Annotated in this window: 28 protein-coding genes; 12 read left to right on the top strand and 16 right to left on the bottom strand. The window is 62.3% G+C overall.

Going from position 1 to position 26260, the window contains the following annotated elements; translation table 11 throughout:
* Positions 1 to 2: 2 nt before the first annotated feature.
* Positions 3 to 569: a 6-phospho-3-hexuloisomerase gene (gene hxlB, locus NKJ46_RS05140; protein ID WP_352662671.1), complete on the bottom strand. Its 567-nt coding sequence runs from the start codon at positions 567 to 569 to the stop codon at positions 3 to 5.
* A 184-nt stretch (positions 570 to 753) separates the two neighbouring features.
* Between hxlB and NKJ46_RS05145 the strand changes: the two genes are divergently transcribed.
* The gene (locus NKJ46_RS05145) at positions 754 to 1776 is read left to right on the top strand and encodes an aldo/keto reductase (protein WP_352662674.1); all 1023 of its coding nucleotides are present in this window, start codon (positions 754 to 756) and stop codon (positions 1774 to 1776) included.
* Between the two features lie 74 nt (positions 1777 to 1850).
* On the opposite strand, the gene NKJ46_RS05150 is transcribed toward NKJ46_RS05145, so the two are convergent.
* From NKJ46_RS05150 to clpP, 4 genes are all read right to left on the bottom strand, one after another.
* Complete coding sequence (locus NKJ46_RS05150; RefSeq protein WP_006201846.1) at positions 1851 to 2123, bottom strand: HU family DNA-binding protein; 273 nt, start codon at positions 2121 to 2123, stop codon at positions 1851 to 1853.
* A 196-nt stretch (positions 2124 to 2319) separates the two neighbouring features.
* Entirely contained in the window at positions 2320 to 4731 is a 2412-nt protein-coding gene (gene lon / locus NKJ46_RS05155) for an endopeptidase La (protein ID WP_352491903.1), read from the bottom strand.
* Positions 4732 to 5012: 281 nt separating this feature from the next.
* On the bottom strand, positions 5013 to 6287 hold the full coding sequence (gene clpX / locus NKJ46_RS05160) for an ATP-dependent Clp protease ATP-binding subunit ClpX (RefSeq protein ID WP_006332719.1): 1275 nt from the start codon (positions 6285 to 6287) through the stop codon (positions 5013 to 5015).
* Positions 6288 to 6591: 304 nt separating this feature from the next.
* Positions 6592 to 7221 carry an ATP-dependent Clp endopeptidase proteolytic subunit ClpP gene (clpP, locus tag NKJ46_RS05165; RefSeq protein ID WP_352516802.1) on the bottom strand — a complete coding sequence of 210 codons (630 nt, stop codon included), beginning with the start codon at positions 7219 to 7221 and terminating at the stop codon, positions 6592 to 6594.
* A gap of 346 nt (positions 7222 to 7567) precedes the next feature.
* Here clpP and NKJ46_RS05170 point away from each other — a divergent pair, with 346 nt between their 5' ends.
* The gene (locus NKJ46_RS05170; RefSeq protein ID WP_352662678.1) at positions 7568 to 8158 is read left to right on the top strand and encodes a hypothetical protein; all 591 of its coding nucleotides are present in this window, start codon (positions 7568 to 7570) and stop codon (positions 8156 to 8158) included.
* A 4-nt stretch (positions 8159 to 8162) separates the two neighbouring features.
* Here the strand turns inward: NKJ46_RS05170 and NKJ46_RS05175 are convergent, their stop codons facing one another.
* Complete coding sequence (locus NKJ46_RS05175) at positions 8163 to 9266, bottom strand: NAD(P)/FAD-dependent oxidoreductase (protein WP_352662680.1); 1104 nt, start codon at positions 9264 to 9266, stop codon at positions 8163 to 8165.
* 95 nt (positions 9267 to 9361) lie between these two features.
* On the opposite strand from NKJ46_RS05175, the gene NKJ46_RS05180 reads away from it, so the two are divergent.
* Positions 9362 to 10609 carry a cytochrome P450 gene (locus NKJ46_RS05180; RefSeq protein ID WP_352662682.1) on the top strand — a complete coding sequence of 416 codons (1248 nt, stop codon included), beginning with the start codon at positions 9362 to 9364 and terminating at the stop codon, positions 10607 to 10609.
* Positions 10610 to 10643: 34 nt separating this feature from the next.
* Here the strand turns inward: NKJ46_RS05180 and NKJ46_RS05185 are convergent, their stop codons facing one another.
* From NKJ46_RS05185 to NKJ46_RS05210, 6 genes are all read right to left on the bottom strand, one after another.
* Entirely contained in the window at positions 10644 to 10994 is a 351-nt protein-coding gene (locus NKJ46_RS05185) for a cupin domain-containing protein (protein WP_352662685.1), read from the bottom strand.
* A gap of 5 nt (positions 10995 to 10999) precedes the next feature.
* On the bottom strand, positions 11000 to 12280 hold the full coding sequence (locus tag NKJ46_RS05190; RefSeq protein ID WP_352662687.1) for an O-acetylhomoserine aminocarboxypropyltransferase: 1281 nt from the start codon (positions 12278 to 12280) through the stop codon (positions 11000 to 11002).
* 144 nt (positions 12281 to 12424) lie between these two features.
* The gene (locus NKJ46_RS05195; RefSeq protein ID WP_352662690.1) at positions 12425 to 12946 is read right to left on the bottom strand and encodes a CoA-binding protein; all 522 of its coding nucleotides are present in this window, start codon (positions 12944 to 12946) and stop codon (positions 12425 to 12427) included.
* Positions 12943 to 13719 carry an AAA family ATPase gene (locus NKJ46_RS05200; protein ID WP_352663353.1) on the bottom strand — a complete coding sequence of 259 codons (777 nt, stop codon included), beginning with the start codon at positions 13717 to 13719 and terminating at the stop codon, positions 12943 to 12945. Before NKJ46_RS05200 ends, NKJ46_RS05195 begins: the two co-directional genes overlap by 4 nt.
* 12 nt (positions 13720 to 13731) lie before the next feature.
* Positions 13732 to 14154 carry a VOC family protein gene (locus tag NKJ46_RS05205; protein ID WP_352662692.1) on the bottom strand — a complete coding sequence of 141 codons (423 nt, stop codon included), beginning with the start codon at positions 14152 to 14154 and terminating at the stop codon, positions 13732 to 13734.
* 9 nt (positions 14155 to 14163) lie between these two features.
* Positions 14164 to 14985 carry an enoyl-CoA hydratase gene (locus tag NKJ46_RS05210; RefSeq protein ID WP_352662695.1) on the bottom strand — a complete coding sequence of 274 codons (822 nt, stop codon included), beginning with the start codon at positions 14983 to 14985 and terminating at the stop codon, positions 14164 to 14166.
* 150 nt (positions 14986 to 15135) lie between these two features.
* On the opposite strand from NKJ46_RS05210, the gene NKJ46_RS05215 reads away from it, so the two are divergent.
* The 4 genes from NKJ46_RS05215 to NKJ46_RS05230 all read left to right on the top strand — a co-directional run bounded on the left by NKJ46_RS05215 (position 15136) and on the right by NKJ46_RS05230 (position 17513).
* On the top strand, positions 15136 to 15600 hold the full coding sequence (locus NKJ46_RS05215) for a PaaI family thioesterase (protein WP_352662698.1): 465 nt from the start codon (positions 15136 to 15138) through the stop codon (positions 15598 to 15600).
* A gap of 213 nt (positions 15601 to 15813) precedes the next feature.
* Positions 15814 to 16278: a 50S ribosomal protein L13 gene (gene rplM / locus NKJ46_RS05220; RefSeq protein ID WP_023674645.1), complete on the top strand. Its 465-nt coding sequence runs from the start codon at positions 15814 to 15816 to the stop codon at positions 16276 to 16278.
* 1 nt (position 16279) lies between these two features.
* A complete protein-coding gene (gene rpsI / locus NKJ46_RS05225) occupies positions 16280 to 16762 on the top strand; it encodes a 30S ribosomal protein S9 (RefSeq protein WP_023717316.1) in 483 nt (160 codons plus the stop codon).
* A 220-nt stretch (positions 16763 to 16982) separates the two neighbouring features.
* The gene (locus NKJ46_RS05230) at positions 16983 to 17513 is read left to right on the top strand and encodes a hypothetical protein (RefSeq protein WP_352662701.1); all 531 of its coding nucleotides are present in this window, start codon (positions 16983 to 16985) and stop codon (positions 17511 to 17513) included.
* 87 nt (positions 17514 to 17600) lie between these two features.
* Here the strand turns inward: NKJ46_RS05230 and NKJ46_RS05235 are convergent, their stop codons facing one another.
* Positions 17601 to 18509, bottom strand: a complete 909-nt coding sequence (locus NKJ46_RS05235; RefSeq protein ID WP_352662704.1) for a LysR family transcriptional regulator — start codon at positions 18507 to 18509, stop codon at positions 17601 to 17603.
* Between the two features lie 95 nt (positions 18510 to 18604).
* Here NKJ46_RS05235 and NKJ46_RS05240 point away from each other — a divergent pair, with 95 nt between their 5' ends.
* Positions 18605 to 19489 (top strand): aldo/keto reductase family oxidoreductase, encoded by an 885-nt coding sequence (locus NKJ46_RS05240; protein ID WP_352662707.1) that lies wholly within the window; start codon positions 18605 to 18607, stop codon positions 19487 to 19489.
* Between the two features lie 30 nt (positions 19490 to 19519).
* Here the strand turns inward: NKJ46_RS05240 and NKJ46_RS05245 are convergent, their stop codons facing one another.
* Complete coding sequence (locus NKJ46_RS05245; RefSeq protein WP_352662710.1) at positions 19520 to 20578, bottom strand: glycerophosphodiester phosphodiesterase family protein; 1059 nt, start codon at positions 20576 to 20578, stop codon at positions 19520 to 19522.
* Positions 20579 to 20861: 283 nt separating this feature from the next.
* Between NKJ46_RS05245 and speB the strand changes: the two genes are divergently transcribed.
* Genes speB through NKJ46_RS05260 form a run of 3 tightly spaced genes read left to right on the top strand, consistent with a single transcriptional unit; the run spans position 20862 to position 23665 of the window.
* Positions 20862 to 21869 (top strand): agmatinase, encoded by a 1008-nt coding sequence (gene speB / locus NKJ46_RS05250; RefSeq protein ID WP_352662712.1) that lies wholly within the window; start codon positions 20862 to 20864, stop codon positions 21867 to 21869.
* A gap of 29 nt (positions 21870 to 21898) precedes the next feature.
* Complete coding sequence (gene argC, locus NKJ46_RS05255) at positions 21899 to 22825, top strand: N-acetyl-gamma-glutamyl-phosphate reductase (protein ID WP_352662715.1); 927 nt, start codon at positions 21899 to 21901, stop codon at positions 22823 to 22825.
* Positions 22826 to 23665, top strand: a complete 840-nt coding sequence (locus NKJ46_RS05260) for an aminoglycoside phosphotransferase family protein (RefSeq protein ID WP_352662718.1) — start codon at positions 22826 to 22828, stop codon at positions 23663 to 23665.
* Here NKJ46_RS05260 and NKJ46_RS05265 read toward each other — a convergent pair.
* Positions 23655 to 24749 (bottom strand): COX15/CtaA family protein, encoded by a 1095-nt coding sequence (locus tag NKJ46_RS05265; protein WP_352662721.1) that lies wholly within the window; start codon positions 24747 to 24749, stop codon positions 23655 to 23657. The two genes, NKJ46_RS05260 and NKJ46_RS05265, sit on opposite strands and share 11 nt — an antisense overlap.
* A gap of 151 nt (positions 24750 to 24900) precedes the next feature.
* Between NKJ46_RS05265 and NKJ46_RS05270 the strand changes: the two genes are divergently transcribed.
* On the top strand, positions 24901 to 25128 hold the full coding sequence (locus NKJ46_RS05270; protein ID WP_352663355.1) for a DUF2842 domain-containing protein: 228 nt from the start codon (positions 24901 to 24903) through the stop codon (positions 25126 to 25128).
* Here the strand turns inward: NKJ46_RS05270 and NKJ46_RS05275 are convergent.
* Complete coding sequence (locus tag NKJ46_RS05275) at positions 25125 to 26183, bottom strand: polysaccharide deacetylase family protein (RefSeq protein WP_352662724.1); 1059 nt, start codon at positions 26181 to 26183, stop codon at positions 25125 to 25127. The genes NKJ46_RS05270 and NKJ46_RS05275 overlap by 4 nt on opposite strands.
* Between the last annotated feature and the right edge of the window lie 77 nt (positions 26184 to 26260).

Here is a 26260-nt window from a genome sequence, read left to right on the forward strand (position 1 = left end):
ACCTACTCCATATTAGTGTGGCGGGCGCGCATCGCTTCCGGCGAGACGCCGGTCAGATCCCTGAGCTTCAGCACCATCACTTCGAAGAGGACGAACAGCGCGCCTTCGAAAACCGAGCCCATCGGCAGGACGGATGTTTTTTCGGGACCCTGGTCGTCGGCCATGGTCTGAGCCGGGATAAACAGTGTGAAGTCGGCCAGCTTCGCGGCAGTGCTGTCGGCTTGCGCGGTGAGCAGCAGGACGGCTGCACCGGCATCGCGTGCGACCTGCATCAAGGTCAGCACGGTCGAGGTCTCGCCCGGGCCGGAACTGCAGAGGAAGACATCGCCCGCGCCCAGCGGCGGCGTGGTCATGTCGCCGACGACGAACACCGGCAGACCGAGATGGTAGAGCCGCATGGCAAAACCCTGGACCTGCAGCGCCTCGCGGCCGCAGCCATAGGTGACGATCTTTTTCGCACCGGCCAGGATGGCGCAAGCCGCGTCGATGCGGCTTGCGTCGATACGCTCCAGCACGGTGCCAAGCTCGTTCAGCGCAATCCCAAACAGGTTTTCGCCGACGTCCGTCATGACATTTGCACCAGCTTGCAGGTGCTGTAGAACCACTTGAATATCTCAGTCACATCTGCCCCGAACGGCTTGTTTTCATTCATGCTATCACCGCGAAAATCGGTGTCCAACGATACGCAGTGCTTTTGATGCGCCACAGCCGTGATAGTGTCACGGCAAATCGCAAATGAGGAAACGACAGCATATGAAGACACGGCATTTCGACCGCATTGGCAATGGCGGCATCACCTTCACCGAGCTCGGCTTCGGCACCGCGCCGCTCGGCAATCTCTACCGCGCCGTTTCCGATGCGGATGCCAATGCCACCCTGGAGGCGGCATGGCGGGTCGACTGCCGCTACTTCGACACCGCGCCGCTCTATGGGCTGGGCCTTGCCGAAACGCGGCTCAATCCGTTCCTGCGTTCGAAGAAGCGCGACGACTACCTGCTGTCCAGCAAAGTCGGGCGCATCATGCGCGCCTGCCCGCCGGAACAGCGCACCGGCATCGGCAAGTTCTTCGACACCCCATCGCGCCGCGAGGTCTACGACTATAGCTATGACGGCGTCATGCGCTCCTTCGAAGCCTCGCTGGAACGGCTCGGCGTCGACCGCATCGACATCCTCTTCGTGCACGATGTCGACATCTTCACCCATGGCAGCAAGGAAGCCTCGGACCAGCGCATCCAGGAATTCATGAGCTCCGGCTACTACGGATTGCTGGCATTGCGCGATCAGGGCGTGATCAAGGCATTCGGCGGCGGCATCAACGAGTGGCAGGTTGCCCAGACGCTGGCCGAGCGCGGCGATTTCGATCTGTTCCTGCTTGCCGGGCGTTACACGCTGCTGGAGCAGGAAGCGCTGCAGTCTTTCCTGCCGCTATGCCAGCAACGCGGCATCGGCATCGTTCTCGGCGGGCCTTACAATTCCGGCATCCTGGCAACCGGGCCGAAGCCCGGCGCCTACTACAACTATTCGGAGGCGCCGCAGGACATCATCGACCGCGTCACCCGCATCGAGGCCGTCTGCAAGCGCCACGGCGTGCGCCTGATCGAGGCGGCGCTGCAGTTCCCGCTGCTGCATCCTTCCGTTGTCTCGGTAATCCCCGGCGGCCAGCGGCCGGGCGAAGTCGAAAGCAATCGCTCGCTGCTCGACGCGAAGCTGCCATCGGCGCTGTGGGCCGATCTCAAGAAGGAAGGCTTGATGCGCACTGACGCGCCAACGGTATAGCGCCGCCTTTTCCAACAGAAAAGAAAAACCGGATATGCCGGCTTTTCTTTTCTCTGAAAGACTTAAGGAGGCGCTTAGTTGACCGCGTCCTTGAGGCCCTTGCCGGCCGAGAACTTCGGCACGGTGCGCGCCGGGATCTTCACTTCCGCACCGGTCTGCGGATTGCGGCCGGTCGACGCGGCGCGTTTTGACACGGTGAAATTTCCGAAGCCGACAAGCCGGACATCGCCGCCCTTTTTCAGTTCGCCGGTGATGACGGAAAACACCGCATCAACCGCCGACTGCGCGTCACCCTTCGAAATACTCGCGGCATCGGCGACAGCGGATACCAGTTCGTTCTTGTTCATAAAAATTCCCTTCCATGAGAAAACCGGAATACTCGACTCATCCGGCAGGAAACGGACTTTAGAAAGAAGCGCTCCGGCAACCAAGTCGAAAAGCGCCAAGAAAGTCGAAAAAAGCCCGGAAATCCGCGGTTCTTCACATGAAAAAGCCGGGCTCAAGGCCCGGCTCTCTCTTTGTGCATTGCAACTTTAGCACGCGCTAATGCGCCAGCGATTTACCAGCCTCGTCTCCGACATCGACCACGGCCGGCGCATTAACGGGCTCGACCCACTGGATCGGTTCCGGCATGCGCACCAGCGCATGGCGCAACACTTCGCCAACGCGTGAGACCGGAATGATTTCCATGCCGCTCTTCACGTTTTCCGGAATCTCCGCCAGATCCTTGGCGTTCTCTTCCGGGATCAGCACCTTCTTGATGCCGCCGCGCAGTGCGGCAAGCAGCTTTTCCTTAAGGCCGCCGATCGGCAGCACCCTGCCGCGCAGCGTGATCTCGCCGGTCATCGCCACATCGGCCCTGACCGGGATACCGGTCAGCACCGAGACGATCGCCGTCGCCATCGCCACGCCAGCCGAGGGTCCGTCCTTCGGGGTTGCGCCCTCTGGCACGTGGACGTGGATGTCGCGCTTGTCGAACAGCGGCGGCTCGACGCCGAAATCGATGGCCCGTGAGCGGACGTAAGAGGCCGCCGCAGAGATCGATTCCTTCATCACGTCGCGCAGATTGCCGGTCACCGTCATGCGGCCCTTGCCGGGCATCATGACGCCTTCCACCGTCAACAGCTCGCCGCCGACTTCCGTCCAGGCGAGCCCGGTGACCACGCCGACCTGATCGTCGCTCTCGACCTGACCGAAGCGGAAGCGCGGAACACCAAGGTAATCGGCAAGATTGTCCGCCGTAATGTTGATCGTCTTCTTCTTCGTCTTCAGGATCTCGGTCACCGCCTTGCGCCCGAGCTTCATCAGCTCGCGCTCCAGGCTCCTGACGCCCGCTTCACGGGTGTAGGTCTGGATGATGCCGCGGATCGCGTCCTCGCCGACGGAGAACTCCTTCGGCTGCAACGCGTGGTCGCGGATCACCTTGGGCATCAGGTGACGCTTGGCGATCTCGATCTTCTCGTCCTCGGTGTAGCCGGCGATACGGATGATCTCCATGCGGTCCATCAAGGGCGCAGGGATGTTCAGCGTGTTCGCCGTCGTCACGAACATCACGCTCGACAGGTCGTATTCGACCTCAAGGTAATGGTCCATGAACGTCGAGTTCTGCTCGGGATCGAGCACCTCGAGCAAAGCCGATGACGGATCACCGCGGAAATCCTGGCCCATCTTGTCGATCTCGTCGAGCAGGAAGAGCGGGTTGGATTTCTTCGCCTTCTTCATCGACTGGATGACCTTGCCGGGCATCGAGCCGATATAGGTGCGGCGGTGGCCACGGATCTCGGCCTCGTCGCGCACGCCACCCAGCGCCATGCGGATGAACTCGCGGCCTGTCGCCTTGGCGATCGACTTGCCGAGCGAGGTCTTGCCGACGCCGGGAGGTCCGACGAGGCACAGGATCGGCCCCTTCAGCTTCTTCTGGCGGCTCTGCACGGCGAGGTATTCGACGATGCGGTCCTTGACCTTGTCGAGGCCGAAATGATCCGTATCGAGCACGTTCTGGGCAAAGGCCAGATCCTGCTTGACCTTGGAGTTCCTGCCCCACGGGATCGACAGCAGCCAGTCGAGATAGTTGCGCACGACGGTCGATTCAGCCGACATCGGCGACATCGTCCGCAGCTTCTTCAGTTCGGCTTCCGCCTTTTCGCGGGCCTCCTTGGAGAGCTTCGTCTTCTTGATGCGCGCCTCGATCTCGGCGGCCTCGTCGCGGCCGTCCTCGCCCTCGCCGAGCTCCTTCTGGATCGCCTTCATCTGCTCGTTGAGGTAGTATTCGCGCTGCGTCTTCTCCATCTGGCGCTTGACGCGCGAGCGGATGCGCTTCTCGACCTGCAGCACCGAGATTTCGGCTTCCATGAAGCCCATCGCCTTTTCCAGCCGTTCCTTGACGGACAGCGTGGCGAGCATCTCCTGCTTCTCGGGGATCTTGATGGCAAGATGCGAAGCGACCGTGTCGGCGAGCTTGGAATAGTCGTCGATCTGGCTGGCGGCACCCACCACTTCGGGCGAGATCTTCTTGTTCAGCTTGACGTAGTTCTCGAAGTCGGTGACCACGGAACGTGCCAGCGCCTCGACCTCGACCTCTTCCTCATCCGGTTCGACCAGCGCCGCAGCACGGGCCTCATGGAAGTCGGGACGGTCGGTGAACGCGACGATTTTCGCGCGCGAGGCACCTTCGACCAGCACCTTCACGGTGCCGTCCGGCAGCTTCAGCAATTGCAGCACGTTGGCGAGCGTGCCGATGTCAAAGATGGCATCGGGCTCCGGATCGTCGTCGGCGGCATTCATCTGGGTCGCGAGCAGGATCTGCTTTTCCTGACCCATCACTTCTTCCAGCGCCTTGATCGACTTTTCACGCCCGACAAAGAGCGGAACGATCATGTGCGGGAACACCACGATGTCGCGCAGTGGGAGGACTGCGAAGACGCCGTCGCTGGGAGCCTTGGATAATTTGGCCATTGTCCAACCTTTCATGTCGCGGCCGCCAATCGGCCAACCGCGAATCTCATATTAACGACCGGGGATCGTTCCGCCTACCACCGTTTGTGACGGGAGTTTTACAGCACAGAATTCGGCACCACGGCCTTCTGCCATTAGTTGGAGGCACAGGGCGTAAAGATCAAGGGTCAACACGGTCCGTCCCTCCAATCCGCGGCCAATTACGCGGCGCCGTACGCTGGGTGCGACAGCAAAACGGCGCCCTGCGGCGCCGTTTCAGAAAACTCCATTGCCGGCTCACGTCAGGCGCTGACGTTGCCCTTCTTTTCCTTCTGCTCGGAATAGATGTAGAGCGGCCTGGCGTTGCCTGACACCACCTCTTCCGAAATAACCACTTCGCGCACGCCTTCCAGTGCCGGCAGCTCGAACATGGTGTCGAGCAGGATCGCTTCCATGATCGAACGCAGGCCGCGCGCACCGGTCTTGCGTTCGATGGCGCGCTTGGCGATCGCCGAGAGCGCGTTCTCGTGGAAGGTCAGGTCGACATTCTCCATCTCGAACAGCCGCTGATACTGCTTGACCAGCGCGTTCTTCGGCTCGGTCAGGATCTGGATCAGTGCCGGCTCGTCGAGATCCTCCAGCGTCGCCAGGACAGGCAGACGGCCGACGAACTCGGGAATGAGGCCGAACTTCAAGAGATCCTCAGGCTCGACCAGGCGGAAAACATCGCCGGTGCGGCGATCCTCGGGCGAAGCGACGATGGCGCCGAAACCGATCGAGGTCTTCCTGCCGCGATCCGAAATGATCTTGTCCAGGCCGGCGAAAGCGCCGCCGCAGATGAACAGGATGTTCGCAGTGTCGACCTGCAGGAATTCCTGCTGCGGATGCTTCCTGCCGCCCTGCGGCGGCACGGAGGCGACAGTGCCTTCCATGATCTTCAAAAGTGCCTGCTGCACGCCCTCGCCCGACACGTCGCGGGTGATCGAGGGGTTGTCCGACTTGCGCGAGATCTTGTCGATCTCGTCGATATAGACGATGCCGCGCTGGGCGCGCTCGACGTTGTAATCGGCCGACTGCAACAGCTTCAGGATGATGTTCTCGACATCCTCACCGACATAGCCGGCCTCGGTTAGCGTCGTCGCGTCGGCCATGGTGAAGGGAACGTCGATGATGCGGGCCAGCGTCTGCGCTAGCAGCGTCTTGCCGCAACCGGTCGGGCCGATCAGCAGGATGTTGGACTTCGCCAGCTCGACGTCGTTGTTCTTGCCGGCATGGGCGAGGCGCTTGTAGTGGTTGTGGACGGCCACCGACAGCACGCGCTTGGCGTAGGGCTGGCCGATGACGTAGTCGTCGAGAACCTTGAGGATTTCCTGCGGGGTCGGCACGCCCTCGCGCGACTTCACCATCGAGGTCTTGTTCTCCTCGCGAATGATGTCCATGCACAGTTCGACGCATTCGTCGCAGATGAACACCGTCGGCCCGGCGATCAGCTTGCGCACTTCGTGCTGGCTTTTGCCGCAAAACGAGCAATAAAGCGTGTTCTTGGAATCACCGCTGTTGTTGCCGACCTTGCTCATTTTCCTGTCCTTTCATGGCCGCCCGCCGATGGTCTGGTTGAAAGGGCGCATATTCAATCTATCGCGGGAATCCGCTGCCGCCAGTGCCCCGGCTCCCGCAACGCATTCCGTACGAAACACAAATCGGAAAACGGGGCAATGATTCGAACAACCCCACGCAAAGCTAAGCCGTCGAAAATCAACATAGCCTTAACGTAGGCAATTGCACCCGTCGAGGGAACAGCCAATTGTGGCCGAAATGCCGCAAGCTGCGCCAAAAGCGCGTGATCCCGCCACTCATTGCCACCGCGGGGCCACCGCGGACCTATAAGGCAATACCTTCGACCGGCTCACGTGACGAAATGACCTTGTCGATGAGACCGAAATCCCTGGCCTCGTCGGCAGTCATGAAATGGTCACGGTCGAGCGTTTTTTCAATCTCATCGTAGCTCTTGCCGGTGTGCTTGACGTAAACCTCGTTGAGGCGGCGCTTCAGCTTGATGATGTCCTGGGCATGGCGCTCGATGTCCGAGGCCTGGCCCTGGAAGCCGCCGGAAGGCTGGTGGACCATGATGCGGGCATTCGGCGTGGCAAAGCGCATGCCCTTCTCGCCTGCGGTGAGAAGCAGCGAGCCCATCGATGCGGCCTGGCCGATGCACAGCGTCGACACGGCAGGCTTGATGAACTGCATGGTGTCGTAGATCGCCATGCCGGAGGTGACGACGCCGCCGGGCGAGTTGATGTAAAGGTTGATTTCCTTCTTCGGATTCTCCGCCTCGAGGAACAGCAGCTGCGCGCAGACCAGTGTCGCCATGCCGTCCTCGACCGGACCGGTGATGAAAATGATGCGCTCCTTGAGGAGCCGCGAGAAAATGTCGTAGGCCCGCTCGCCGCGATTGGTCTGTTCGACCACCATCGGAACGAGGTTCATGTAGGTTTCGACGGGGTTCTTCATGGACTATCCCTTTTTGAGGATGGGATTCCGGCGCCGGAGATTTGCAATCGGGCAGAATCGGTTCTGGATCGTTATTGTGTAAATAGGATGCCGGCTCACCCTAGCGCAAGGCCGCCTCTCCTAGCCATCCGGTTAAGTCGAATCAAGGATTCCAAACCAGTTTCGCCTGTCGCCGTCCCGGCAGCCCCTCTCCTGCGGTGGGAAGGGGCGCTCATGCCTGGCCGTTGTTTAGCAGTTTCTTAACCGCATCGCTTAACGAAAAGTGGTGAAACCGCTTTTTCCGGCCACGGCTTGCCCTACAATTCAACGTTGAACTCGCCTCAGGCAGTTTAACAGGGGGAGTGCGATGATCAGGAAAGCTGCTTCCTTGGCCCTTACCAGCATCACCGTTCTCGGCATGGCGTCCGAGACGTCCGCCGGCGGACGCGCGGTGGAATGCTACGAGCAGGTCAACCGGCCGGCCGTCTACGACACCGTCTATGAGGACGTGCTCGTCAGCCCAGCCGGCCAGCAGGTGGAATACGAGGCGCCAATCTACGGGTCGCGCGAGCGCGTGGTACAGATCGCACCGGCGCGCGTCAGCTACGAGATCGTGCCCGCCATCACCCGCACCATCTACCGCACCGTGAGGGTCGATGACGGCGGCTATTCCTGGGAATGGCGCATCATTCATGGCCGCAAGGTGCTGTGCAAGGTCAGGCACAGGGCGCGCTATGAACGCGTGGCCGAAATCGTCGTGGTTGAGCCGGAACGCCGGCGGCGCGTTGTCCTCCCCGCCGAATACGAGAGCGTCGCCGAAGAGGTGCTGGTGCGGCCGGAGCAGCGGCGCATCATCGACATTCCGGCGTCCTATCAGACAGTGGCTCGCCGCGTGGTGATCAGGGAGGGCTCGTCGAGCTGGCGGCGCGTGCATATTCCGAGGCATTGCCGATACTAGGCGCTCAGGCCGCCTCGGCCCTGAGCCATTTCTTCAGGCCGTCGACATCGCCATTGCCGACGCAGGCCGCAACCCTTCTGCCAACTGCCGCGCCGAACTTGTAGCCGTGGCCGGAGCAGGCCGAGACGACCAGGCATCTGCCTTTCCGGTGGGCCAGGAACTTCTCGTCGGCGGTGAAGGTGTAGGCGCAGGTGACCACTTCGGTGACCTTGTATTCCGCGATGCGGGCAATCGGCGGCGAAAACAGGTTGCGGATCGCCTCACCCTCGCCCGGCACCGGCTGGCGGTTCCACTCGGCATCGCTGGTCGGCACCCTGTGCAGGCCCGAGCCGAATTTCATGCCGGCTCCACCTGTCGGCGGGATTGCATAGCCGTCGACGCTGCCGCCGATGTCGAGGACGACCGGTGCAGCCTGCCAAGCTGCTTTCAGATCCGCCGGCGGTTCGACGTAGGCGAGTGCGGTGCGCCAGGTTTTCAGTTGGCCATCCAGCTCCGGGAACAGCTTTAGCACCCAGGCGCCGGCAGCGACGATGATCTGGTCGGCCTGCATCGTTTCGCCGCTCGCAAGCACGACATGTCCGGTGGCGGCGTCGATCTCGACCACCTTGCTGTTTTCGTAGACATTGGCGCCGTTCGCGCGCAGCCATCTGGCGAGGCCCCAGGCGATCTTGCGGCAATGCAACGCGCCACCGTCCGGCGAAAAATACGCATAGCGGAACGAACCGGGCTGCAGGAACGGCCAGCGTTCGACCGCGGCGTCCGGTTCGAACAATTCGAACGGATAATTCCCGGCTTCCATGCCTTCGCGGTATTCCTCCGCCTCATCTCCCGGCTCCCGCGAAATACAGATGAAGCCGCGCGGATCGAGATGGCTTTCGCCGAGATCGGCCCACATCTCGAACCATGCTTCGTAGGCTTCGGTGATCAGCCGGCCGTAGCCCGTTCCGGCCCGGTAGGCGCGGCGGATAATGCGATGATGGTCGCCCGACGCTGCAAGCGGATTGGGAATCGGTCCCTGCTCGACGATCGAGACGAGGTGACCGGCCTTGACCAGCGACCACGCTGTGGAAAGCCCGGCAATGCCCGCACCGACCACGATCACATTCATGAAACCGTCCTTCCGCAACCGCTTCGGCGGCTCACCTCACGGGAGGGCAACATACGGTCTGGCACCAGACTAGCAAGCCGCGCTAATGATCTGGCATGACCGAATTGAAGCCGCCCTACCTCGCCTTTGATCCAGCCACGCGTCGCCTGCGGCTCGATCCGCACGAGCCGGCTTTTTTCCAGAATCCATACGAGGCGTATGCCTTCCTGCACGGCGCATCGAACGCCTTCGTCTGGGAAGAATTTGGTTTCTGGTGCTTTGGCGGCTTCGACGACGTCAACCGTCTGTTGCGCGATCGCCGCTTCGGCCGCCAGAACCCGGCCGGCATTCCAGACAGCCGGGGCATCGGCCAGGACCGCACGCATCTCAGCGCCTTCGACGGTGTCGAGGCCAATTCGATGCTGGAGCTGGAGGCACCGGTCCACACACGGCTCAGAACGCTGGTCAACCGCGCCTTCGTCTCGCGCCAGGTCGAGCGGCTCAGGCCGCGCGTCGAGGCGCTGGCCAATGAACTGATCGACCGTTTCGAACCAGGAGGAGTCGACCTGCTGCCGGCGTTCGCCGCTCCCTTGCCGATCACCATCATTGCGGAAATGCTCGGCGTGCCGGTCGACATGGGGCCGCAGCTGCTCGACTGGTCGCATCGGATGGTCGCCATGTACATGCATGGCCGCACCCGCGAGACGGAGGACACGGCCAATCGCGCCGCGCGCGACTTTTCCGATTTTCTGCGCGGCTACGTCACCGAGCGAAGAAAGAGGCCTGGCGAGGATCTTCTGTCGCTGCTGATTGCAGCACAGGAGGACGGCCAGAAACTGTCGGAGGACGAACTGGTGTCCTCGGCAATCCTTTTGCTCAATGCCGGCCATGAGGCAACTGTCCACCAGACCGGCAATGCTGTGCGCTCGATCCTTGCGCAAGGCGGCGACCCGCGCCGCTTCTTCGCCTCGCCGGAAGCAACAGCCGCGACAGTCGAAGAGTGCCTACGCTATGACGCGCCACTGCACATGTTCACGCGTTATGCCTATGAAGAGATCGAGGCCGGGGCCGGGATCATCGTTCAGCCGGGCGAGACGATCGGTCTGCTGCTCGGCATGGCCAACCACGACCCGGTGGCCTTTGCCGAGCCCTTCGCCTTCAGGCCGGACCGTGCCGACCAGAAGAACATATCGTTCGGCGCCGGCATCCATTTCTGCATCGGCGCGCCGCTCGCCCGGCTCGAACTGCAGGTGTCGCTGAAAACCTTGTTCGAGCGCTTACCGCGGCTGCATCTTGCCGAACAGCCGCGCTTACGCGACACCTATCATTTCCATGGGCTGGAGACGCTCGCCGTGCGCTTTTGAGCATTCGGTCCGGCAGGCTCAGCCGCAGGGGTGATCAAAGCTTGATCACATACTCCTTGCGAGTCGTTTCAAGCACTTCCCAGCTGCCCTTAAAGCCCGGCCTCAGCACGAAACTATCGCCGGCCCCGACAGTGCGCGCATCGCCGCCGTCTTCGGCGATCACCGAGACCCCTGACAGGATGTGGCAGAACTCCCATTCATCATATTCGATGCGCCATTTGCCTGGCGTCGCTTCCCAAATGCCGGCATAGAGGCCGCCGTCCTGTTCCTCGACATTCCAGGTGCGGAATTTCGGATCGCCCGAAATCAGGCGATCCGGCGCCGGTGCGCCAAGTTCCGGTTCGACGGTGTCGACGCCGACGGAAAGAAATCTCGGCGTGGTCATGGCGATCAAACCTTGGCGAGAGCCTGTTCCAGATCGGCGACGATGTCATTGACGTCCTCGATACCGACCGAAAGCCTGACCGTGTCCGGCCCTGCCCCGGCGTTGATCTTCTGCTCGTCGGAAAGCTGGCGATGCGTGGTCGATGCCGGGTGGATGACCAGCGACTTAGTGTCGCCGACATTGGCCAGGTGCGAGAACAGTTCGAGCGCCTCGACGAACTTGATGCCCGCCGCGTAGCCGCCCTTCAACCCGAAGGTGAACACCGCGCCGGCGCCGAGCGGCGAGTACTTCTTCTGCAACGCATTGTTCTTGTCGTCGGGCAGGCCGGGATAGGACACCCAGGCAACCTTGGGGTGGTTGGAGAGCCATCCGGCGACCGCCGCCGCATTGTCGCAGTGGCGCTGCATCCTGAGCGGCAAGGTTTCCAGGCCGGTCAGGATCAGGAAGGCGTTGAACGGCGAAATCGCCGCGCCGATATCGCGCAGGCCGAGCACGCGGGCGGCAATGGCGAAAGCGAAATTGCCGAAGGTTTCGTGCAGCACGAGGCCGCCATATTCGGGGCGCGGCTCCGACAGCATCGGATACTTGCCCGACTTCGACCAATCGAAGGTGCCGCCGTCGACGATGGCGCCGCCGATGGAATTGCCGTGACCGCCGATGAACTTGGTCAGCGAATGCACGACGATGTCGGCGCCATGTTCGATCGGCCGCAGCAGATAGGGCGAGGCCAGTGTGTTGTCGACGATCAACGGCAGGCCGTGCTTGCGGGCAATGTCGCCGATCTTCTCGATGTCGACGAAGACGCCGCCCGGATTGGCCAGGCTTTCGATGAAGATCGCCTTGGTCCTGTCGTCGATCTGGCTCTCGAAGGTCGAGATGTCGTTGGTGTCGGCCCAGCGCACCTGCCAACCGAAATTCTTGAAGGCATGGCCGAACTGGTTGATCGAGCCGCCGTAAAGCTTTGTCGCTGAAACGAAATTGTCGCCGGGCTGCATCAGATTGTGGAAGACCAGCACCTGCGCGGCATGGCCGGAGGCGACCGCAAGGCCTGCCGTGCCGCCTTCGAGTGCCGCGATGCGCTCTTCCAACACCGCCTGGGTCGGGTTCATAATGCGGGTGTAGATGTTGCCGAACGCTTTTAGCCCGAACAGCGAGGCGGCATGGTCGGCATCGTCGAAGACGAAGGAGGTCGTCTGGTAGATCGGCGTCGCTCGCGCGCCGGTCGCCGGATCCGGCTTGGCGCCGGCATGGACGGCGAGCGTGTTGAAACCGGGCGTGCGGGCCATCGAAAACCTCCCTCAATGGTGAATGGTGAATGGTGAATGGTGAATGGTGAATGGCAAAGTCGGCCAGCCCCACCCTGATTGCAAGCGGCTCATATGCCGCGTTGCCGGCCTTCCAGAAAAATCCTTCTATTCACCATTCACCACCTACTTCTGGCGAACGCCGAAACTCTGGAACCCCGGGCGCATCAGCGGCTTCTTCGACGACAGCACGCCTGAATTGACGCCGGTCCAGCCGATCTCGCCCGACAGCTTGCCATATTCGATCTTGGGGCAACGGTTCATCACCACCTTGATGCCGGCGGCTTCGGCGCGCGCGGCCGCCTCGTCATGGCGTATGCCAAGCTGCATCCAGATGACCTTCGGCAGCGGATCGAGCCGCAACACCTCGTCGACAATGCCCGGCACGGCAGAGGAAGCTCGAAAGACGTCGATCATGTCTACGGGCACCGGAACGTCGGCGAGCCTGGCGTAGGTCATCTGGCCGAGGATCTCCTTGCCGGCCTGGCCGGGATTGATCGGGAACACCAAAAACCCCTTGCCGAGCAGATATTTCAGCACGAAATAGCTCGGCCGCACGTCATTGGCCGACGCGCCGACCATGGCGATGGTCTTCACCGAATTGAGAATGCCGGCGATATAGGCGTTGTCGTAGGCGTCGTGGTTCATGCCTCGTCCTCATACAGCGCTTCGGCGAGAAAACCATCTGGATCATTGCAAAAATTGCGCATCATGCGGAAATGGTCGGTATCGCTAAAATCGGCGGGGTCGAGCCCGGACCGGCTGATGCGGAACAGCCGCGCGCCGGGACAGGCCATCAGCAGCGGCGAATGCGTCGCCATGATCACCTGTGCCGTGCCGGACTGGTCCATCCGCCGCAGCATCTTGAGAAGTTCGATCTGCCGCGTCGGCGACAAGGCGCTTTCGGGCTCGTCCAGAATGTAAATGCCTTGCCGGCGGCAGCGCTCCTCGAAGAATCTGATGAAGCCCTCGCCATGCGACCAGGACAGGAAGTCGGGCGGCGCCTCATGTGCGTCGATGGCAGCCTGATCGAGATAGCGGGCGACCGAATAGAAGGATTCGGCGCGAAAGAACCAGCCAGCAGTGACCTTCGGCAGCCAGTGGCCGCGCAACGTTGCCGCCAGCGCCGCGCCGCTCTTGTCGATGGCGCGGGAGTGGTCGACCGGCATGTAGCCCTTGCCGCCGCCGGCTTCATCGTAGCCGGCCAGCGCGCCGATCGCTTCGAGCAATGTCGATTTGCCGGTGCCGTTCTCGCCGACGATGATGGTGATCGGCGTGGTGAATTCGAGCTCGAATTCATGACCGTGAAAGATCGGCAGGTTCCAGGGATATTTTTCCCAATCGACGACCCGGCTGGGCTCGATCAGGATGCGTTTGAGATAGGGCGCCTTCAGCCGCGTCAGTTGCTTGCGATGAGCCAGAGGGGAACCTCGTCAGGCCGGCAGCGAAATCGATCCGTCTTCCGCGATCGGAAAAGCCGGATTGTGCGCCACTTCCCAGACATGCCCGTCCGCATCGGCGAAATAGCCATACCAGCCACCCCAGAAGGCGCGCCCGGCCGGCTTGACGATACCACCGCCGGCCTTCTTGGCCATCGCCAGCACTTCATCGACTTCGGCGTCGGAGCGGGTGTTGTAGGCGAGGTAGACGGCCGACGGCGCCTTGGAGAAGGTAACGCCCGAATCCTCTTCGGCGCTTGGGCGCGGAAACAAGCCAAGAATGGCGCCGCCCATCTGGAAAAAGGCAACGCCGTCGGTGATCCCGGCATGGCGGGTCAGGCCCATCGTCTCATAGAAGCGCGTCGCGCGCTCGAGATCGTCGGTGGCGATGGTGATGATGGAGATGCGCGGTTCCATATCCGGCTCCTATTCCTCCGGCCATTCCGGCTTGCGCTTGCCGATGAAGGCGCCAATGCCCTCTTCCGCATCGCGCGCCAGCATGTTCTCGACCATGACGCGCCCGGTGTAATCATAGGCCTCGGCCAGCCCCATTTCCGCCTGCTCATAGAAGGCTTCCTTGCCGATCTTGACGACCAGGGACGATTTGGACGCAACGGTTTGCGCGTATTTGGTGACAATCTGATTCAGATATTCGCGCGGCACGACGCGGTTGACCAAGCCGAATTCCTTGGCGGTTGCCGCATCGATGGTCTCGCCGGTCAAAAGCATCTCCATGGCGTGCTTGCGCGAGACGTTGCGCGACAGCGCCACCATCGGCGTCGAGCAGAACAGTCCGATATTGACGCCAGGCGTGCAGAAGGTCGCCTCGTGCGAGGCGATGGCGAGGTCGCAGCTGGCGACCAGCTGCAATCCGGCCGCCGTCGCCAGGCCGTCGACTTCGGCGATCACCGGCTTGGGATGGCGAACGATCGCCTGCATCAGTGAAGCGCAGGCGGAAAACGTCTTTTCGAAGAAGGCCCTGCCGCGATCGGCATCGGCGCGATGCGTGCTCAACTCCTTGAGGTCATGCCCGGCGCAGAACACTTTGCCGGCCGCCCCAAGGATGATGACGCGGACGGACTTGTCGGCCTTGGCGCGGTCGAGTTCCGTCGTCAGTGCCGCCATCACTGCGAGCGAAAGAGCATTGGCCGGCGGATTGGCGAGCGTCAGGCGCAGGACGCCCTTATCCAGCCGGGCGGCGACCGGCCCTTCGGCAACGGCAGGCTTGATGGCGACGATTTCGGCCATGGGTCATTCCTCCGCGATTCCGGATCGGTGATCGACTAATCTAGTATCCGGGTCTCGCTTCGTCCAACACTCCGCTTCTGCCATAATGAATGGCTGTTGCCAGAAACCGCACGCTGCGCTCAAACAGGCAGGCGCAAACGAGAGACCGCCATGCCTGCCCAAAGCAATCTCAAGCCGGTGCTGACGGCTGCTGACGTCAACGCGCTGATGGCGACCGTTTTCCCGCAACTCAACGACCAGTTCAACTTCTATGAGGCGTTGGAGGTGTTTCCAGGCGGCTGTGTCGTGCGGCTGAATGCCGACGAGCGCCATTTGCGTCCCGGCGGCACCGTCTCGGGTTCGGCGCTGTTCACGCTGGCCGACATAGGCGGCTATGTCTGCGTGCTTTCGCATGCCGGGCCGGATGCGCTTTCGGTCACTACCAGTCTCAACATCAATTTCGTCCGCAAGGCCGAGGCCGGACCGATCGACGGCCATTGCCGCATCCTGAAGCTGGGCAAGAGCCTGATGGTGTTCGATATCGACATCGTCGCCGGCCCGGAGGGACACACGGTAGCGCACGCAACGGGCACCTATTCGATCCCGCCAAGGCGGATTGGAGATGTGGTAAAATAATACCTTATTATCAAGTCATTGTTTTTGTTTTATTTTACCCCAGAGATGGCTTTTCACGCGCCTTGACGTAGTCGCCACCCTCCCCTATAAGCCCTCACGGAACAGCGGCCCGCAAAGGCCGCCGTTTTGTTATTGGCGACGGCAAGTGCCTTTCGCCAATCCAAGCAACAAGAAACGCCTTCTTTTGAAGGTCCGAACCGAAAGCAACAATCCATGGCAACCTTTTCGCAGAAGCCTGCGGATGTGGTGAAGAAGTGGGTGCTGATCGACGCCGAGGGTCTCGTCGTCGGCCGTCTCGCCACTGTCATCGCCAATCATCTTCGCGGCAAGCACAAGCCCACCTTCACCCCGCATGTCGACGACGGCGACAACGTCATCGTCATCAATGCCGACAAGGTGGTGTTCACCGGCAAGAAGTTCACCGACAAGGTCTATTACTGGCACACCGGCCACCCCGGCGGCGTCAAGGAGCGCACCGCGCGCCAGCTGCTCGAGGGTCGTTTCCCCGAGCGTGTCGTCGAGAAGGCCGTCGAACGCATGATCCCGCGTGGCCCACTCGGCCGTCGCCAGATGAAGAATCTCCGCGTCTATGCAGGCACGGAACATCCGCATGTCGCCCAGCAGCCCGTCGTCCTCGACGTGGCCAAGCTGAACGCCAAGAACAAGAAGGTTTCGTAAGATGGCTGAGCTTTCCTCGCTCGCAGAACTCGGAACTGCAACCGGCAATACCAACACCCAGCCGGCAGCACCCGTCCATGTCCAGAAGCTCGACAAATCGGGCCGCGCCTATGCCACCGGCAAGCGCAAGAACGCCATCGCCCGTGTCTGGGTGAAGCCCGGCTCCGGCAAGATCGTCGTCAACGACAAGGTGTTCGCCGAATATTTCGCACGCCCGGTCCTGCAGATGATCCTCAACCAGCCGATCATCGCCGCCAATCGCGCCGGCCAGTACGACATCGTCGCCACCGTCATCGGCGGCGGCCTTTCCGGCCAGGCCGGTGCCGTGCGCCACGGTATCTCCAAGGCGCTGACCTATTACGAGCCGGCGCTGCGCGCCGTACTCAAGAAGGGCGGCTTCCTGACCCGCGACAGCCGCGTCGTCGAGCGCAAGAAGTACGGCAAGGCGAAGGCCCGCCGGAGCTTCCAGTTCTCGAAGCGCTAAATACCCTATTTTCTATCGATTTTTTCAAAGGGGCTGCGTATTCGCAGCCCCTTTTGTTTGTCGACATAGCAATCCCGCATCTTCAGGTGACCCCACGTAATATTAGTAGTATCTTAATTACAGGCGCGTTCCAGACCCCAGGGCAGCAGCCAACTTCAAAGAGCGGGAGCTGTGCACGTTGCGACGCGCCGGCAACCTGACGCTCGCGAAGGAGGAGGCAATGCGCATCCATTCCAGCAGTGTATTTCTAGCAGCTGTCGCCGTGACTTGGGCATTCGCCGCGCCTGCGGCCGATAAAAGCGACGAGCAGCTGATCGAGAATGCGATTACAGCGGCACCGGAGGCTGTTGGCAAAAACGCCGCCGTCGTGAATTGGGAGATGAAGACGTTGAGGAAGGGCACCAACGGCTTCACTTGCATCCCGGACGACCCTGGCACTCCCGCAGACGACCCAATGTGCACGGATGAGAATGGAATGGCGTGGATGCACGCGATCATGTCCAAGAAGGAGCCGCCAGCAGGAAAGGTTGCCTTCGCCTATATGCTGAAGGGAGGCGATGCGGCCAGCAATACCGATCCCTTTGCAACCAAGCCGCCGGAAGGGGCCGAATGGCTGCATGACGGTCCGCACGTGATGGTCATGAATGCACCGGACTTGATGGCGTTGTATCCCCACGAGCCGAATCCGACGCAGCCATATGTCATGTTCCCCGGTACGCCGTACGCGCACCTGATGATCCCGGTCAAATAGTCCAAGCAAGACCTGCCGCGAAGCATAGCGGCAGGTCACCTGAGGGAAGGGAGCCGCGCTTATTTTCGGGCGCGGCTCTCCCGGATGTCAGGGCTGGCCGGCCGATACCTTGATGAAGTCGATAAACGCCCGCAGCGGCGCCGGTACGAGGCGCCGGCCAGGATAATAAAGGAACGGCCCGGAGAAGCTCTGCCACCACGGTTCAAGCACCGGTTCGAGCGCCCCGCTCTCGAAGTGAGGGCGCAGCCAATCCTCAAACAGGCTGACGATGCCTGTGCTGGCGATGGCTGCATCGACCTTGAGGTGGGTCGCCCCGCCCAGGGTCACGAGAAGCGGCCCACTTGGGTCGACCCGCACCACCTCGCCGTCGCGCTCGAACTCCCACGGCGGCATCGCACGGCTGGCAAAGCGGCCGCACAGGCAGGCGTGGCCGAGCAGGTCGCTCGGGTGTTGCGGCCGGCCATGACGATCCAGGTAGGCAGGGCTGGCGGCTGTAGCGAAGCGCTGCACGCGCGGTCCGATCGGCACGGCGATCATGTCCTGCTCCAGCCGCTCCTCATAGCGAATGCCGGCGTCACACCCCGCCGCCAGCACATCGACGAAGCTCTCCTCTGAGATCACCTCCAACCGGATGCCTGGATAGGCGGCGAGAAAAGGCGGAACGATGCCGGGCAGCACCAGCCGCGCCGCGCTGACCGGCACATTGAGGCGCAACGTACCTGCCGGCCTGTCGCGAAAGCCGTTCACCACGTCGAGGGCCGACTCCACCTCGGTCAAGGCAGGACCGAGCCGCGCCAACAGGCCTTCGCCGGCTTCCGTCAGGACAACGCTGCGGGTCGTCCGGTTGAGCAGCCTGACACCGAGCCGCGTCTCCAGGCGCCGCACCGCCTCGCTCAAGCCCGACGCACTGCCGCCGCTCATGCGCGCCGCATCGCGAAAACCCCTGGCGCGCGCTACGGTCACGAAGGCGTTCAGATCTCCAAGGTCGATATTCATTGTTCGCTATTCCGTACAGCCCGTGCAAATTGTACCCAATTATCATGAGATCGGACAGCGTGTATCTGTGCATCATCCCAGAAGGAGCAAAGATCATGTCCAGCATCGACAAGTCAGGCACATTCACTCTCGGCGACCGCACCGTGAAGCGGCTCGGCTACGGCGCCATGCAACTCGCAGGGCCGGGCGTTTTCGGTCCGCCCAAGGACCGTGACGCGGCATTGGCCGTGCTGCGCGAAGCCGTCGCGCAAGGTGTCGATCACATCGATACCAGCGATTTCTATGGTCCGCATGTCACCAACCGGCTGATCCGAGAGGCGCTCGCGCCCTATTCCGACGACCTCACAATCGTCACCAAGATTGGTGCCCGGCGCGGCGCGGACGGCTCGTGGATCCCGGCCTTCTCGCCCGAAGAATTGACCCAGGCGGTGCACGACAATTTGCGCAATCTCGGGCTCGACGTGCTGGATGTGGTCAACCTCAGAATCACATTCGACGTGCATGGCCCCGCCGAAGGATCGATCGAGGCGCAGCTCGCCGTTCTGGCCGAGCTTCAGCGGCAGGGCCTGGTGCGTCACATCGGGCTGAGCAACGTCACCGCTGCGCAGATCGCGGAAGCGCGGCGGATGGTCGAAATCGTCTGCGTGCAGAACCAGTACAATCTGGCGCACCGGGGCGACGATGCCCTGATCGACAAACTTGGCCGTGACGGCATCGCCTATGTGCCGTTCTTCCCGCTTGGCGGTTTCAACCCGTTGCAGTCGTCGACCTTGTCGAATGTCGCGGCGCGCCTCGGCGCCACGCCAATGCAGGTCGCACTCGCCTGGCTGCTGCAGCGTGCGCCCAACATCCTGCTGATCCCGGGCACGTCTTCCGTCGCGCATCTCAGGGAGAACCTCGCCGCGGGCGATCTCGCGCTGCCGGAAGATGCGCTCGAGGAATTGGACGGTATCGGCGGCAATGTCCCCGCTCACGCGTAGCGTGGCAATCACTCTGGTTCGTGCCAGGCGTTAGTTAATGCTGGCCGTGTTGGCCGGCTCGGACGGGCGCTTCTCACCGGCGTAGGGTACGCGAAAACCGTTCGCCGCCAGCCAACCGATGGCGGCCCTCGGTTCGTCGGTCTGGATGATGGTCGCGCCGCGCTCGACCCAGAAGCCGTAGGTCTCGCGCGGCAGGCTGGCCGCCACCGCCAGCTCGTCGCCGCGGCCGCCGGCGAGGAAGCCACCCGGCTTGTTGACGATGGCGTAGGTGTCGGCCCAGATGTGCCAGTCGCCCCTCACCGCCAGCGCGCGCATGCGCGGGCTGAACAGCGGACCGCCGGTCTCCGTCAGTGTCTCCGATCCCATGCGCCAGTTGATCATCTCGACTGCGCGCACCGGGAAGGCCTGGCTGACTTTCTCGGCAAACATGGCGTCGCGAACCGCGTCATCGGCGATGATCGGCATGAACTGGAAGCCGCTGCCGATCGCGTCCATGGCAGCCTTGACCGTGGTGATCCTCTCCGCACTCCACAGGTTCTCCTTGACGATCACCTGTTCGGCCATGCCGAGATCGCGCGCAACCGCAATCATGCCCGCCAGGCTATCGACATCGAGCTTGTTGTCGAGATTGATAAGGACCCTGTCCCTGGTCGCCATCAACATTTCGCCCAAGGTCGAGACCGTCTCGCCGGTAACGGCGCCGGTGCCTTCGATCACTAAACGGCACGTCTTGAGTTCGGCCAGCATTCGGTTGACCACCTCGCCCTTGCAGGTCGTGGTGCGGTCAAGCCAGCTGTCATGCATGACGACGAATTCGCCGTCCTTCGAGCGCCTGATGTCGACCTCGACGATTTCGGCCCCCATTGCGATCGACGCCTCGACGGCGGCGATCGAATTTTCGGGATAGAGCGTCTTGCCGGCCTGCATGCCACCGGCGCGGTGCGCGGCCACCATCACATGGTCGCGCCATTGGTTGGCGTGCTCGAACCGGTCGAGAATCTGCCTGGCGCGCGTTTCGCCTGCGGATGCATGACCAAGGGAGACCGCCAGCGCCGCGGAAAGCACAAGGCTCAGCCAAATCGTTCGCATGAGAATCGCTCCTTACCGGGATCGCACCCCGGTTAAGCGATGCCCGTGACAGGCAGGTGAACGAAGCCGGCTTGCAAATGCCTGAAAATCAGGTCAGCGCCGGCCGAAGCAGTCGGCGGCGACTTTCGGTTGCTTGCCAGGCAGTCTCCTGGCGAGCCATGCGGGGTTCGCCTGGCGAGCAAGGATTTGTGACCCGATCGAATGGCCATGATCCTCCGCAGGGGTCGCAATTCTGAGAATTATGTCCAATAAGGTTGCGCGTCGACGCACAGGAGATCTCTTCATGCCGCCAAGGACCATCGATCACGCCTTCACCACCCGCTCCAGGACGGGCGCGTCGTTCGAGCCGACCTATGCCGGCGCGCTGTCGTTCATGCGGCGCAAATATTCGAAGGACGTGAAGGATGCCGATGCAGTGGTGTGGGGCATTCCCTTCGACGCTGCGGTCACCAATCGGCCGGGCGCCCGTTTCGGACCGCAGGCGATTCGCCGCGCCTCGGCCATCCTCGACAACGATCCGCAATATCCGTTTTCGCGCGACCTGTTCGAACAGCTTGCCGTGGTCGATTATGGCGACTGCCTGCTCGACAGCGGTAATCACCAGAAGACGCCTGCCACGATCGAACGCGAAGCGGCGAAGATCCTGAAATCCGGCGCCTTTCTGCTGTCACTCGGCGGCGATCACTTCGTCACCTGGCCGCTGCTCAAGGCGCATGCCGCCGTCCACGGCCCGCTGGCTCTGGTGCAGTTCGACGCACACCAGGACACCTGGCCCGACGACGGCAAGCGCATCGATCACGGCTCCTTCGTCGGCCGTGCGGTCAAGGAGGGCATCATCGACCCCGACCGCTCGATCCAGATCGGCATTCGCACCCATGCGCCCGACACGTTCGGCATCAAGATCCTGTATGGCCATGAAGTGGAGGAAATGCGAGCGTCCGACATTGCCTATGCCATTGTCGACCGTACCGGCGGAAAGAAGACCTATGTCACTTTCGACATCGACTGCCTGGATCCGGCTTTTGCGCCCGGCACCGGAACGCCGGTCGCAGGAGGCCCGTCTTCGGCAAAGATCCTGTCGGTGCTGCGCCAGATCAACCAGGTCGATATCGTCGGCGCCGACGTCGTCGAGGTTGCGCCAGCCTATGATCACGCCGATATAACGGCAATTGCCGGCTCGATGGTGGCCATGCACTATCTCGGGCTGCTGGCGGAACGAAAGGTCCGGCTCGAGGAAATGAGCCAGGGCAATCACAGCGTTGCCGCATTGAATCAGGCAAGCGGCATATAGCTTTGAGACAACAGGAATTTTGACAGGCAATGAAACCGAAAATCTTCATCGACGGCGAACACGGCACCACCGGCCTGCAGATCAGGGCGCTGCTTGCCGAGCGCGGCGACCTGGAAATCATCTCCATCCCGACCGAGCGCCGCAAGGAAACGGCAGCGCGCGCCGAGTTCCTTAATGCCGCCGATGTCGCGATCCTCTGCCTACCGGACGCGGCCGCCAAGGAAAGCGTTGCGCTGATCGCCAATGACACCACCAAAGTGATCGACGCCTCGACAGCGCATCGTGTCGCCGACGGCTGGGAATATGGTTTCGCCGAAATGGATAAGGACCAGGCGAGGAAGATCGCTTCGGCGAAGCGCGTCGCCAATCCAGGCTGCTGGCCGCAAGGACCAATCGCGACGCTGCGGCCACTGGTTGCGGCGGGGCTGTTGCCGGCCGATTTTCCGGTCACCGTCAACGGCATTTCCGGCTATTCCGGCGGCGGCCGACCGATGATCGAGGATTATGTCGCCAAGGGCGAGGATGCGCCGGAATTCCTGCCCTACGGGCTGACGCTGCAGCACAAGCACGTGCCTGAGCTCAGGACCTATGCCAGGCTTTCGTACGATCCGATCATGCAGCCGGCGGTCGGCAATTTCGCGCAAGGCATGATCACCGTGGTGCCGCTGCAACTCGGCGGCCTCGACCATGTGCCGACCGGCGCCGAGCTTCACGCGGCGATCGCCGATCATTTCGCTTCCATCGATGGCGGCGTGGTCGAGGTGGCGCCGTATCTGCATCAGGAACGCGTGCCTGAGATCGATCCGGAGATCTATAACGGCACCAACCGGATGAAGCTCTACGTCTTCGCCAATGACGATCGAGCGCAGGCGCTGCTGCTTGCGGTCTACGACAATCTCGGCAAGGGCGCCTCGGGCGCCGCCGTGCAGAACATGGATCTGATGCTCGGCCTCTGAATGGATGCGCCGGCATTTCCGAAGCGCTGGAAGGTCGGCGCGCCCGAACTGATCGTCGAAACGTTCAGCAGCCGCATCTGGAAGGTCGCGCGCGAGGACGGCTCGCCGGCAATCGTCAAGGATCTAAAGCCTTTCGACGATGTCGAGGACGAGTTGCGTGGCGAGCATTTCCTCGCCTGGCGACGCGGCGAAGGCGCGGTGCGGTTGCTCGGCCGCGACGGCCACCGCATGCTGCTCGAATACGCCGGCGAAACCTCGCTGTCACAGATCATTGTGGATCAGGACGACAATACCGCCACCACCATCGCGGCGGAGGTGATGGCCAGACTGCTCTCGCCGTCGACGCGTCCTGCCCCGCCGGACCTTCAGCCGCTGCGGACACGGTTTTTCAGCCTGTTCAAAAAGGCAAAGGCCGATCGCGCCGCCGGCGAAAGGAGCCTGTATGTCCAAGCTGCCGAAATCGCGGAACGGCTGTTGTCCAATCCGCATGACGTGCGGCCGCTGCATGGCGACCTGCATCACGACAACATCATGCACGGTCCGCGCGGCTGGCTGGCGATCGACCCGAAGGGCGTTCTCGGCGACCCGGGCTTCGATGCCGCCAACATGTTCTACAACCCACTCGACCGAGACGATCTTTGCCTCGATCCGCGGCGGATCGCCCATATGGCGCAAGTCTTTGCCGCAACGCTCGGCCAGACGGCGCCCGCCATACTGGACCACGCCATCGCTTATGGCTGCCTGTCGGCTGCATGGCACCATGAAGATCGCAATGCGGTCGACGAAAACCGCGAACTGGCGATTGCCGCGGCAATCCTGCGGGTGCGGCTCAGCCTCTGAGAGCAATCTGGTGGGGCAGCGGGTAAGCGCCCTTGGTACCGCGCCAATGCGCGGCGGCGAAGCCCAGCAGAACCAGCGCGAATGCCTGATGCGTCAGGGCCATGTGCAGCGGCACTTGCATCAATAGCGTGCCGATGCCGATCGACGCCTGCACCGCGACGATCAGGAACAGCAGCGTCGCACGCCGGGCATGCGTCGTGCCTGGCAGACGCCGGCGAGTCGCAATCATGTGCCAGAGCGCGACCGCGAAGATCGTGTAGGCGCCGACCCGGTGGACGAACTGCACCGTCTTCGGATTTTCGAAGAAATTGCGCCATGCCGGCTCGAGCAGCAGCAGGTCGCCGGGGACCAGCTTGCCGTCCATCAGCGGCCAGGTGTTGTAGCTCAAGCCGGCGTCTAGCCCTGCGACCAGCCCGCCGAGATAGATCTGGACCAGCGCCAGCAGCACCAGGAAGCCCGCCAGACGTTGCGTCGAGCGGTCGGCGGCAGGTTCCGAGTGCGGCGCCAGCCCACGCGCGACCACCATGGTCGCCGTGAAGATAAGTGCCGCCAACGTCAGATGCGTCGCCAGCCGGTACTGGCTGACGGAAACCCGGTCAACCAACCCGGACGCCACCATCCACCAGCCTATCGCGCCCTGCAGGGCGCCGAGAAGGAGGATGCCCGACAATTTCGTGCCGAGGCCCCGCTCGATGCGGCGCGTCGCCCAGAAGAACAGCAGTGGCAGGGCGAAGACCACACCGACACTACGTGCCAGGATGCGGTGCACCCATTCCCACCAGAAGATCGATTTGAACGCCTCGATGCTCATGCCCTTGTTGAGTTCGGCATATTGCGGGATCTGCTGGTAGCGCACGAACTCCTCCTGCCACTCGGCATCATTGAGCGGCGGAATGACGCCGTGTATCGGCTGCCATTCGGTGATCGACAGGCCGGAATTGGTGAGCCTTGTAGCGCCGCCGACCAGTACCAGCCCAAACAGCACCAGGAGCACGACATAGAGCCAACCGCGTACCAGCGCGCGGTTGCGAAGGTCGCGATCGCGGGCGGCGAAAGGCGCAGCATCGGATATGGCAGCAGCCATGGATTTGTCCCGGCAGTTGAATTCGCGGATTGGTGAACCATCGCAACCCGGCTTGCAAGACCGGACAGCGCGGCACGCCGTCGCGCCGTTTCTGGCGGGTTGCGCGTATTGGCTGTTCGGCCTAAGCGATAACGATCAACGAGATCGCGCCATGCCCATTCGCCTGAAAAAGCTGATCGGAAGCTTCCTGCTGGTAGTGCTGGTCATAGTCTATGCGCTGGTCGCCTCGATCGTGGCGGTCGCCCAATTGTCGCAGTCCGGGCCGCTGGCGCACTTCGTCTTCTTCCTGCTCAGCGGGCTTTTGTGGGTGCTGCCGGCGATGGGGATCATCAAGTGGCTGATCCTGGAGCCGCGGCCGAAGAGCCGAGGTAACAGTTAGATCGTCACCACCGTCTTGCCGGCATTGGCCAGCGGCGTCGTGACGCCCGACAGCATGGTTCGGATGTGGGCGACGCTCTGATAGCGGCCGTTGACCGAAATGCGCGGCAGGGCATGCAGGAACCCAGCATGCTCGGCGCGGAGTATGCCGTGGCGGGTCGTCACCGCCGAGGCATAGCCGGCATCGCGGACTAGGCCCACTTCGCGGCGGCCGACGGCGCTGGCATACCCATAGGGATAGGCGAAATGGCGCGGCTCCTCGCCGAGTTTGGCCTGCAATATGCGCTTGACGTCGCCGATTTCATGTCGCGCGTCGCTCTCGGAAAGCCGCTTCAGATTGCAGTGATTGACGCTATGTGCGCCGATCGTCACCAGCGGGTGCTCGGCCATGGTGCGGATCTCGTCCCAGTTCATCAGCGTGCTCGGGCGCGGACCACCCAACACGATGCCGTTCGAGCGCGCCAGATCCCGCAACACCGCGCGCTGGTCCTGCTCGCGCACCTTCAGCGTCAGATGAGCATGCAGGCGCGCATTGGCCTGGACCTTTTTTCCCGGACTAGAGCAGTCGATCGTCACCGGGCCATCCGGCGTCGTCAGCGTCAGGCGATCGCGCGCATTGACGATGTCCTCGACCACGTCCCACCACAAATCGGCAGCGCCGTCGATAAGTCCCGGCGCGACGTAGATGGTGATCGGCGCGCCGTGTTTCTCCAGCACCGGCAGCGCCTCGGTCATATTGTCTCGATAGGCGTCGTCGGCCGTGATCGTCGCAAACTGGCCGTCCTTGTCGCCAGCCTTGATGCGCTCGATCGCCTCGTCCAGCGTGACGAAACTGTAGCCGTTCGCCTTCATGTCGGCGATCACGGCGTCGAGAAACCCAGGCGCGATGTTCAAGTGGCGGTTGACGCCGTTCGGCTTTTCCGGTGTTGCGGTGACCCGATGCAGCATCAGGATGGCGCCGAGGCCGCCGATAAATGGTTTAGCCAGCGGAGCGAGACCGGAATAACGGGCGAGATTGAGCGCCAGTTTGCGGATTGCCTCGCCCCCGTCGATCATTCATTCACCTTTTGCGCCTAAGCTCATCAAGCATGGAATGCGCCTGCGCGGACCCCCAATCGCGACGAATACGCCCT

This window comes from Mesorhizobium sp. M0166 (assembly GCF_040322255.1).
Lineage (GTDB): Bacteria > Pseudomonadota > Alphaproteobacteria > Rhizobiales > Rhizobiaceae > Mesorhizobium.

What these genes read in the sequence shown, in the direction of transcription:
- NKJ46_RS05260 (WP_352662718.1), top strand. Translation starts at nt 22,826, where the DNA reads ATGGATGCGCCGGCATTTCCGAAGCGCTGGAAGGTCGGCGCGCCCGAA.
- NKJ46_RS05270 (WP_352663355.1), top strand. Translation starts at nt 24,901, where the DNA reads ATGCCCATTCGCCTGAAAAAGCTGATCGGAAGCTTCCTGCTGGTAGTG.
- NKJ46_RS05195 (WP_352662690.1), bottom strand. Translation starts at nt 12,946, where the DNA reads ATGAACCACGACGCCTACGACAACGCCTATATCGCCGGCATTCTCAAT.
- NKJ46_RS05265 (WP_352662721.1), bottom strand. Translation starts at nt 24,749, where the DNA reads ATGGCTGCTGCCATATCCGATGCTGCGCCTTTCGCCGCCCGCGATCGC.
- rpsI (WP_023717316.1), top strand. Translation starts at nt 16,280, where the DNA reads ATGGCTGAGCTTTCCTCGCTCGCAGAACTCGGAACTGCAACCGGCAAT.
- NKJ46_RS05185 (WP_352662685.1), bottom strand. Translation starts at nt 10,994, where the DNA reads ATGACCACGCCGAGATTTCTTTCCGTCGGCGTCGACACCGTCGAACCG.
- NKJ46_RS05175 (WP_352662680.1), bottom strand. Translation starts at nt 9,266, where the DNA reads ATGAATGTGATCGTGGTCGGTGCGGGCATTGCCGGGCTTTCCACAGCG.
- NKJ46_RS05190 (WP_352662687.1), bottom strand. Translation starts at nt 12,280, where the DNA reads ATGGCCCGCACGCCCGGTTTCAACACGCTCGCCGTCCATGCCGGCGCC.
- clpP (WP_352516802.1), bottom strand. Translation starts at nt 7,221, where the DNA reads ATGAAGAACCCCGTCGAAACCTACATGAACCTCGTTCCGATGGTGGTC.
- NKJ46_RS05205 (WP_352662692.1), bottom strand. Translation starts at nt 14,154, where the DNA reads ATGGAACCGCGCATCTCCATCATCACCATCGCCACCGACGATCTCGAG.
- rplM (WP_023674645.1), top strand. Translation starts at nt 15,814, where the DNA reads ATGGCAACCTTTTCGCAGAAGCCTGCGGATGTGGTGAAGAAGTGGGTG.
- NKJ46_RS05210 (WP_352662695.1), bottom strand. Translation starts at nt 14,985, where the DNA reads ATGGCCGAAATCGTCGCCATCAAGCCTGCCGTTGCCGAAGGGCCGGTC.
- NKJ46_RS05150 (WP_006201846.1), bottom strand. Translation starts at nt 2,123, where the DNA reads ATGAACAAGAACGAACTGGTATCCGCTGTCGCCGATGCCGCGAGTATT.
- clpX (WP_006332719.1), bottom strand. Translation starts at nt 6,287, where the DNA reads ATGAGCAAGGTCGGCAACAACAGCGGTGATTCCAAGAACACGCTTTAT.
- lon (WP_352491903.1), bottom strand. Translation starts at nt 4,731, where the DNA reads ATGGCCAAATTATCCAAGGCTCCCAGCGACGGCGTCTTCGCAGTCCTC.
- NKJ46_RS05180 (WP_352662682.1), top strand. Translation starts at nt 9,362, where the DNA reads ATGACCGAATTGAAGCCGCCCTACCTCGCCTTTGATCCAGCCACGCGT.
- NKJ46_RS05275 (WP_352662724.1), bottom strand. Translation starts at nt 26,183, where the DNA reads ATGATCGACGGGGGCGAGGCAATCCGCAAACTGGCGCTCAATCTCGCC.
- NKJ46_RS05145 (WP_352662674.1), top strand. Translation starts at nt 754, where the DNA reads ATGAAGACACGGCATTTCGACCGCATTGGCAATGGCGGCATCACCTTC.
- NKJ46_RS05245 (WP_352662710.1), bottom strand. Translation starts at nt 20,578, where the DNA reads ATGCGAACGATTTGGCTGAGCCTTGTGCTTTCCGCGGCGCTGGCGGTC.
- NKJ46_RS05235 (WP_352662704.1), bottom strand. Translation starts at nt 18,509, where the DNA reads ATGAATATCGACCTTGGAGATCTGAACGCCTTCGTGACCGTAGCGCGC.
- hxlB (WP_352662671.1), bottom strand. Translation starts at nt 569, where the DNA reads ATGACGGACGTCGGCGAAAACCTGTTTGGGATTGCGCTGAACGAGCTT.
- NKJ46_RS05215 (WP_352662698.1), top strand. Translation starts at nt 15,136, where the DNA reads ATGCCTGCCCAAAGCAATCTCAAGCCGGTGCTGACGGCTGCTGACGTC.
- argC (WP_352662715.1), top strand. Translation starts at nt 21,899, where the DNA reads ATGAAACCGAAAATCTTCATCGACGGCGAACACGGCACCACCGGCCTG.
- NKJ46_RS05170 (WP_352662678.1), top strand. Translation starts at nt 7,568, where the DNA reads ATGATCAGGAAAGCTGCTTCCTTGGCCCTTACCAGCATCACCGTTCTC.
- speB (WP_352662712.1), top strand. Translation starts at nt 20,862, where the DNA reads ATGCCGCCAAGGACCATCGATCACGCCTTCACCACCCGCTCCAGGACG.
- NKJ46_RS05230 (WP_352662701.1), top strand. Translation starts at nt 16,983, where the DNA reads ATGCGCATCCATTCCAGCAGTGTATTTCTAGCAGCTGTCGCCGTGACT.
- NKJ46_RS05240 (WP_352662707.1), top strand. Translation starts at nt 18,605, where the DNA reads ATGTCCAGCATCGACAAGTCAGGCACATTCACTCTCGGCGACCGCACC.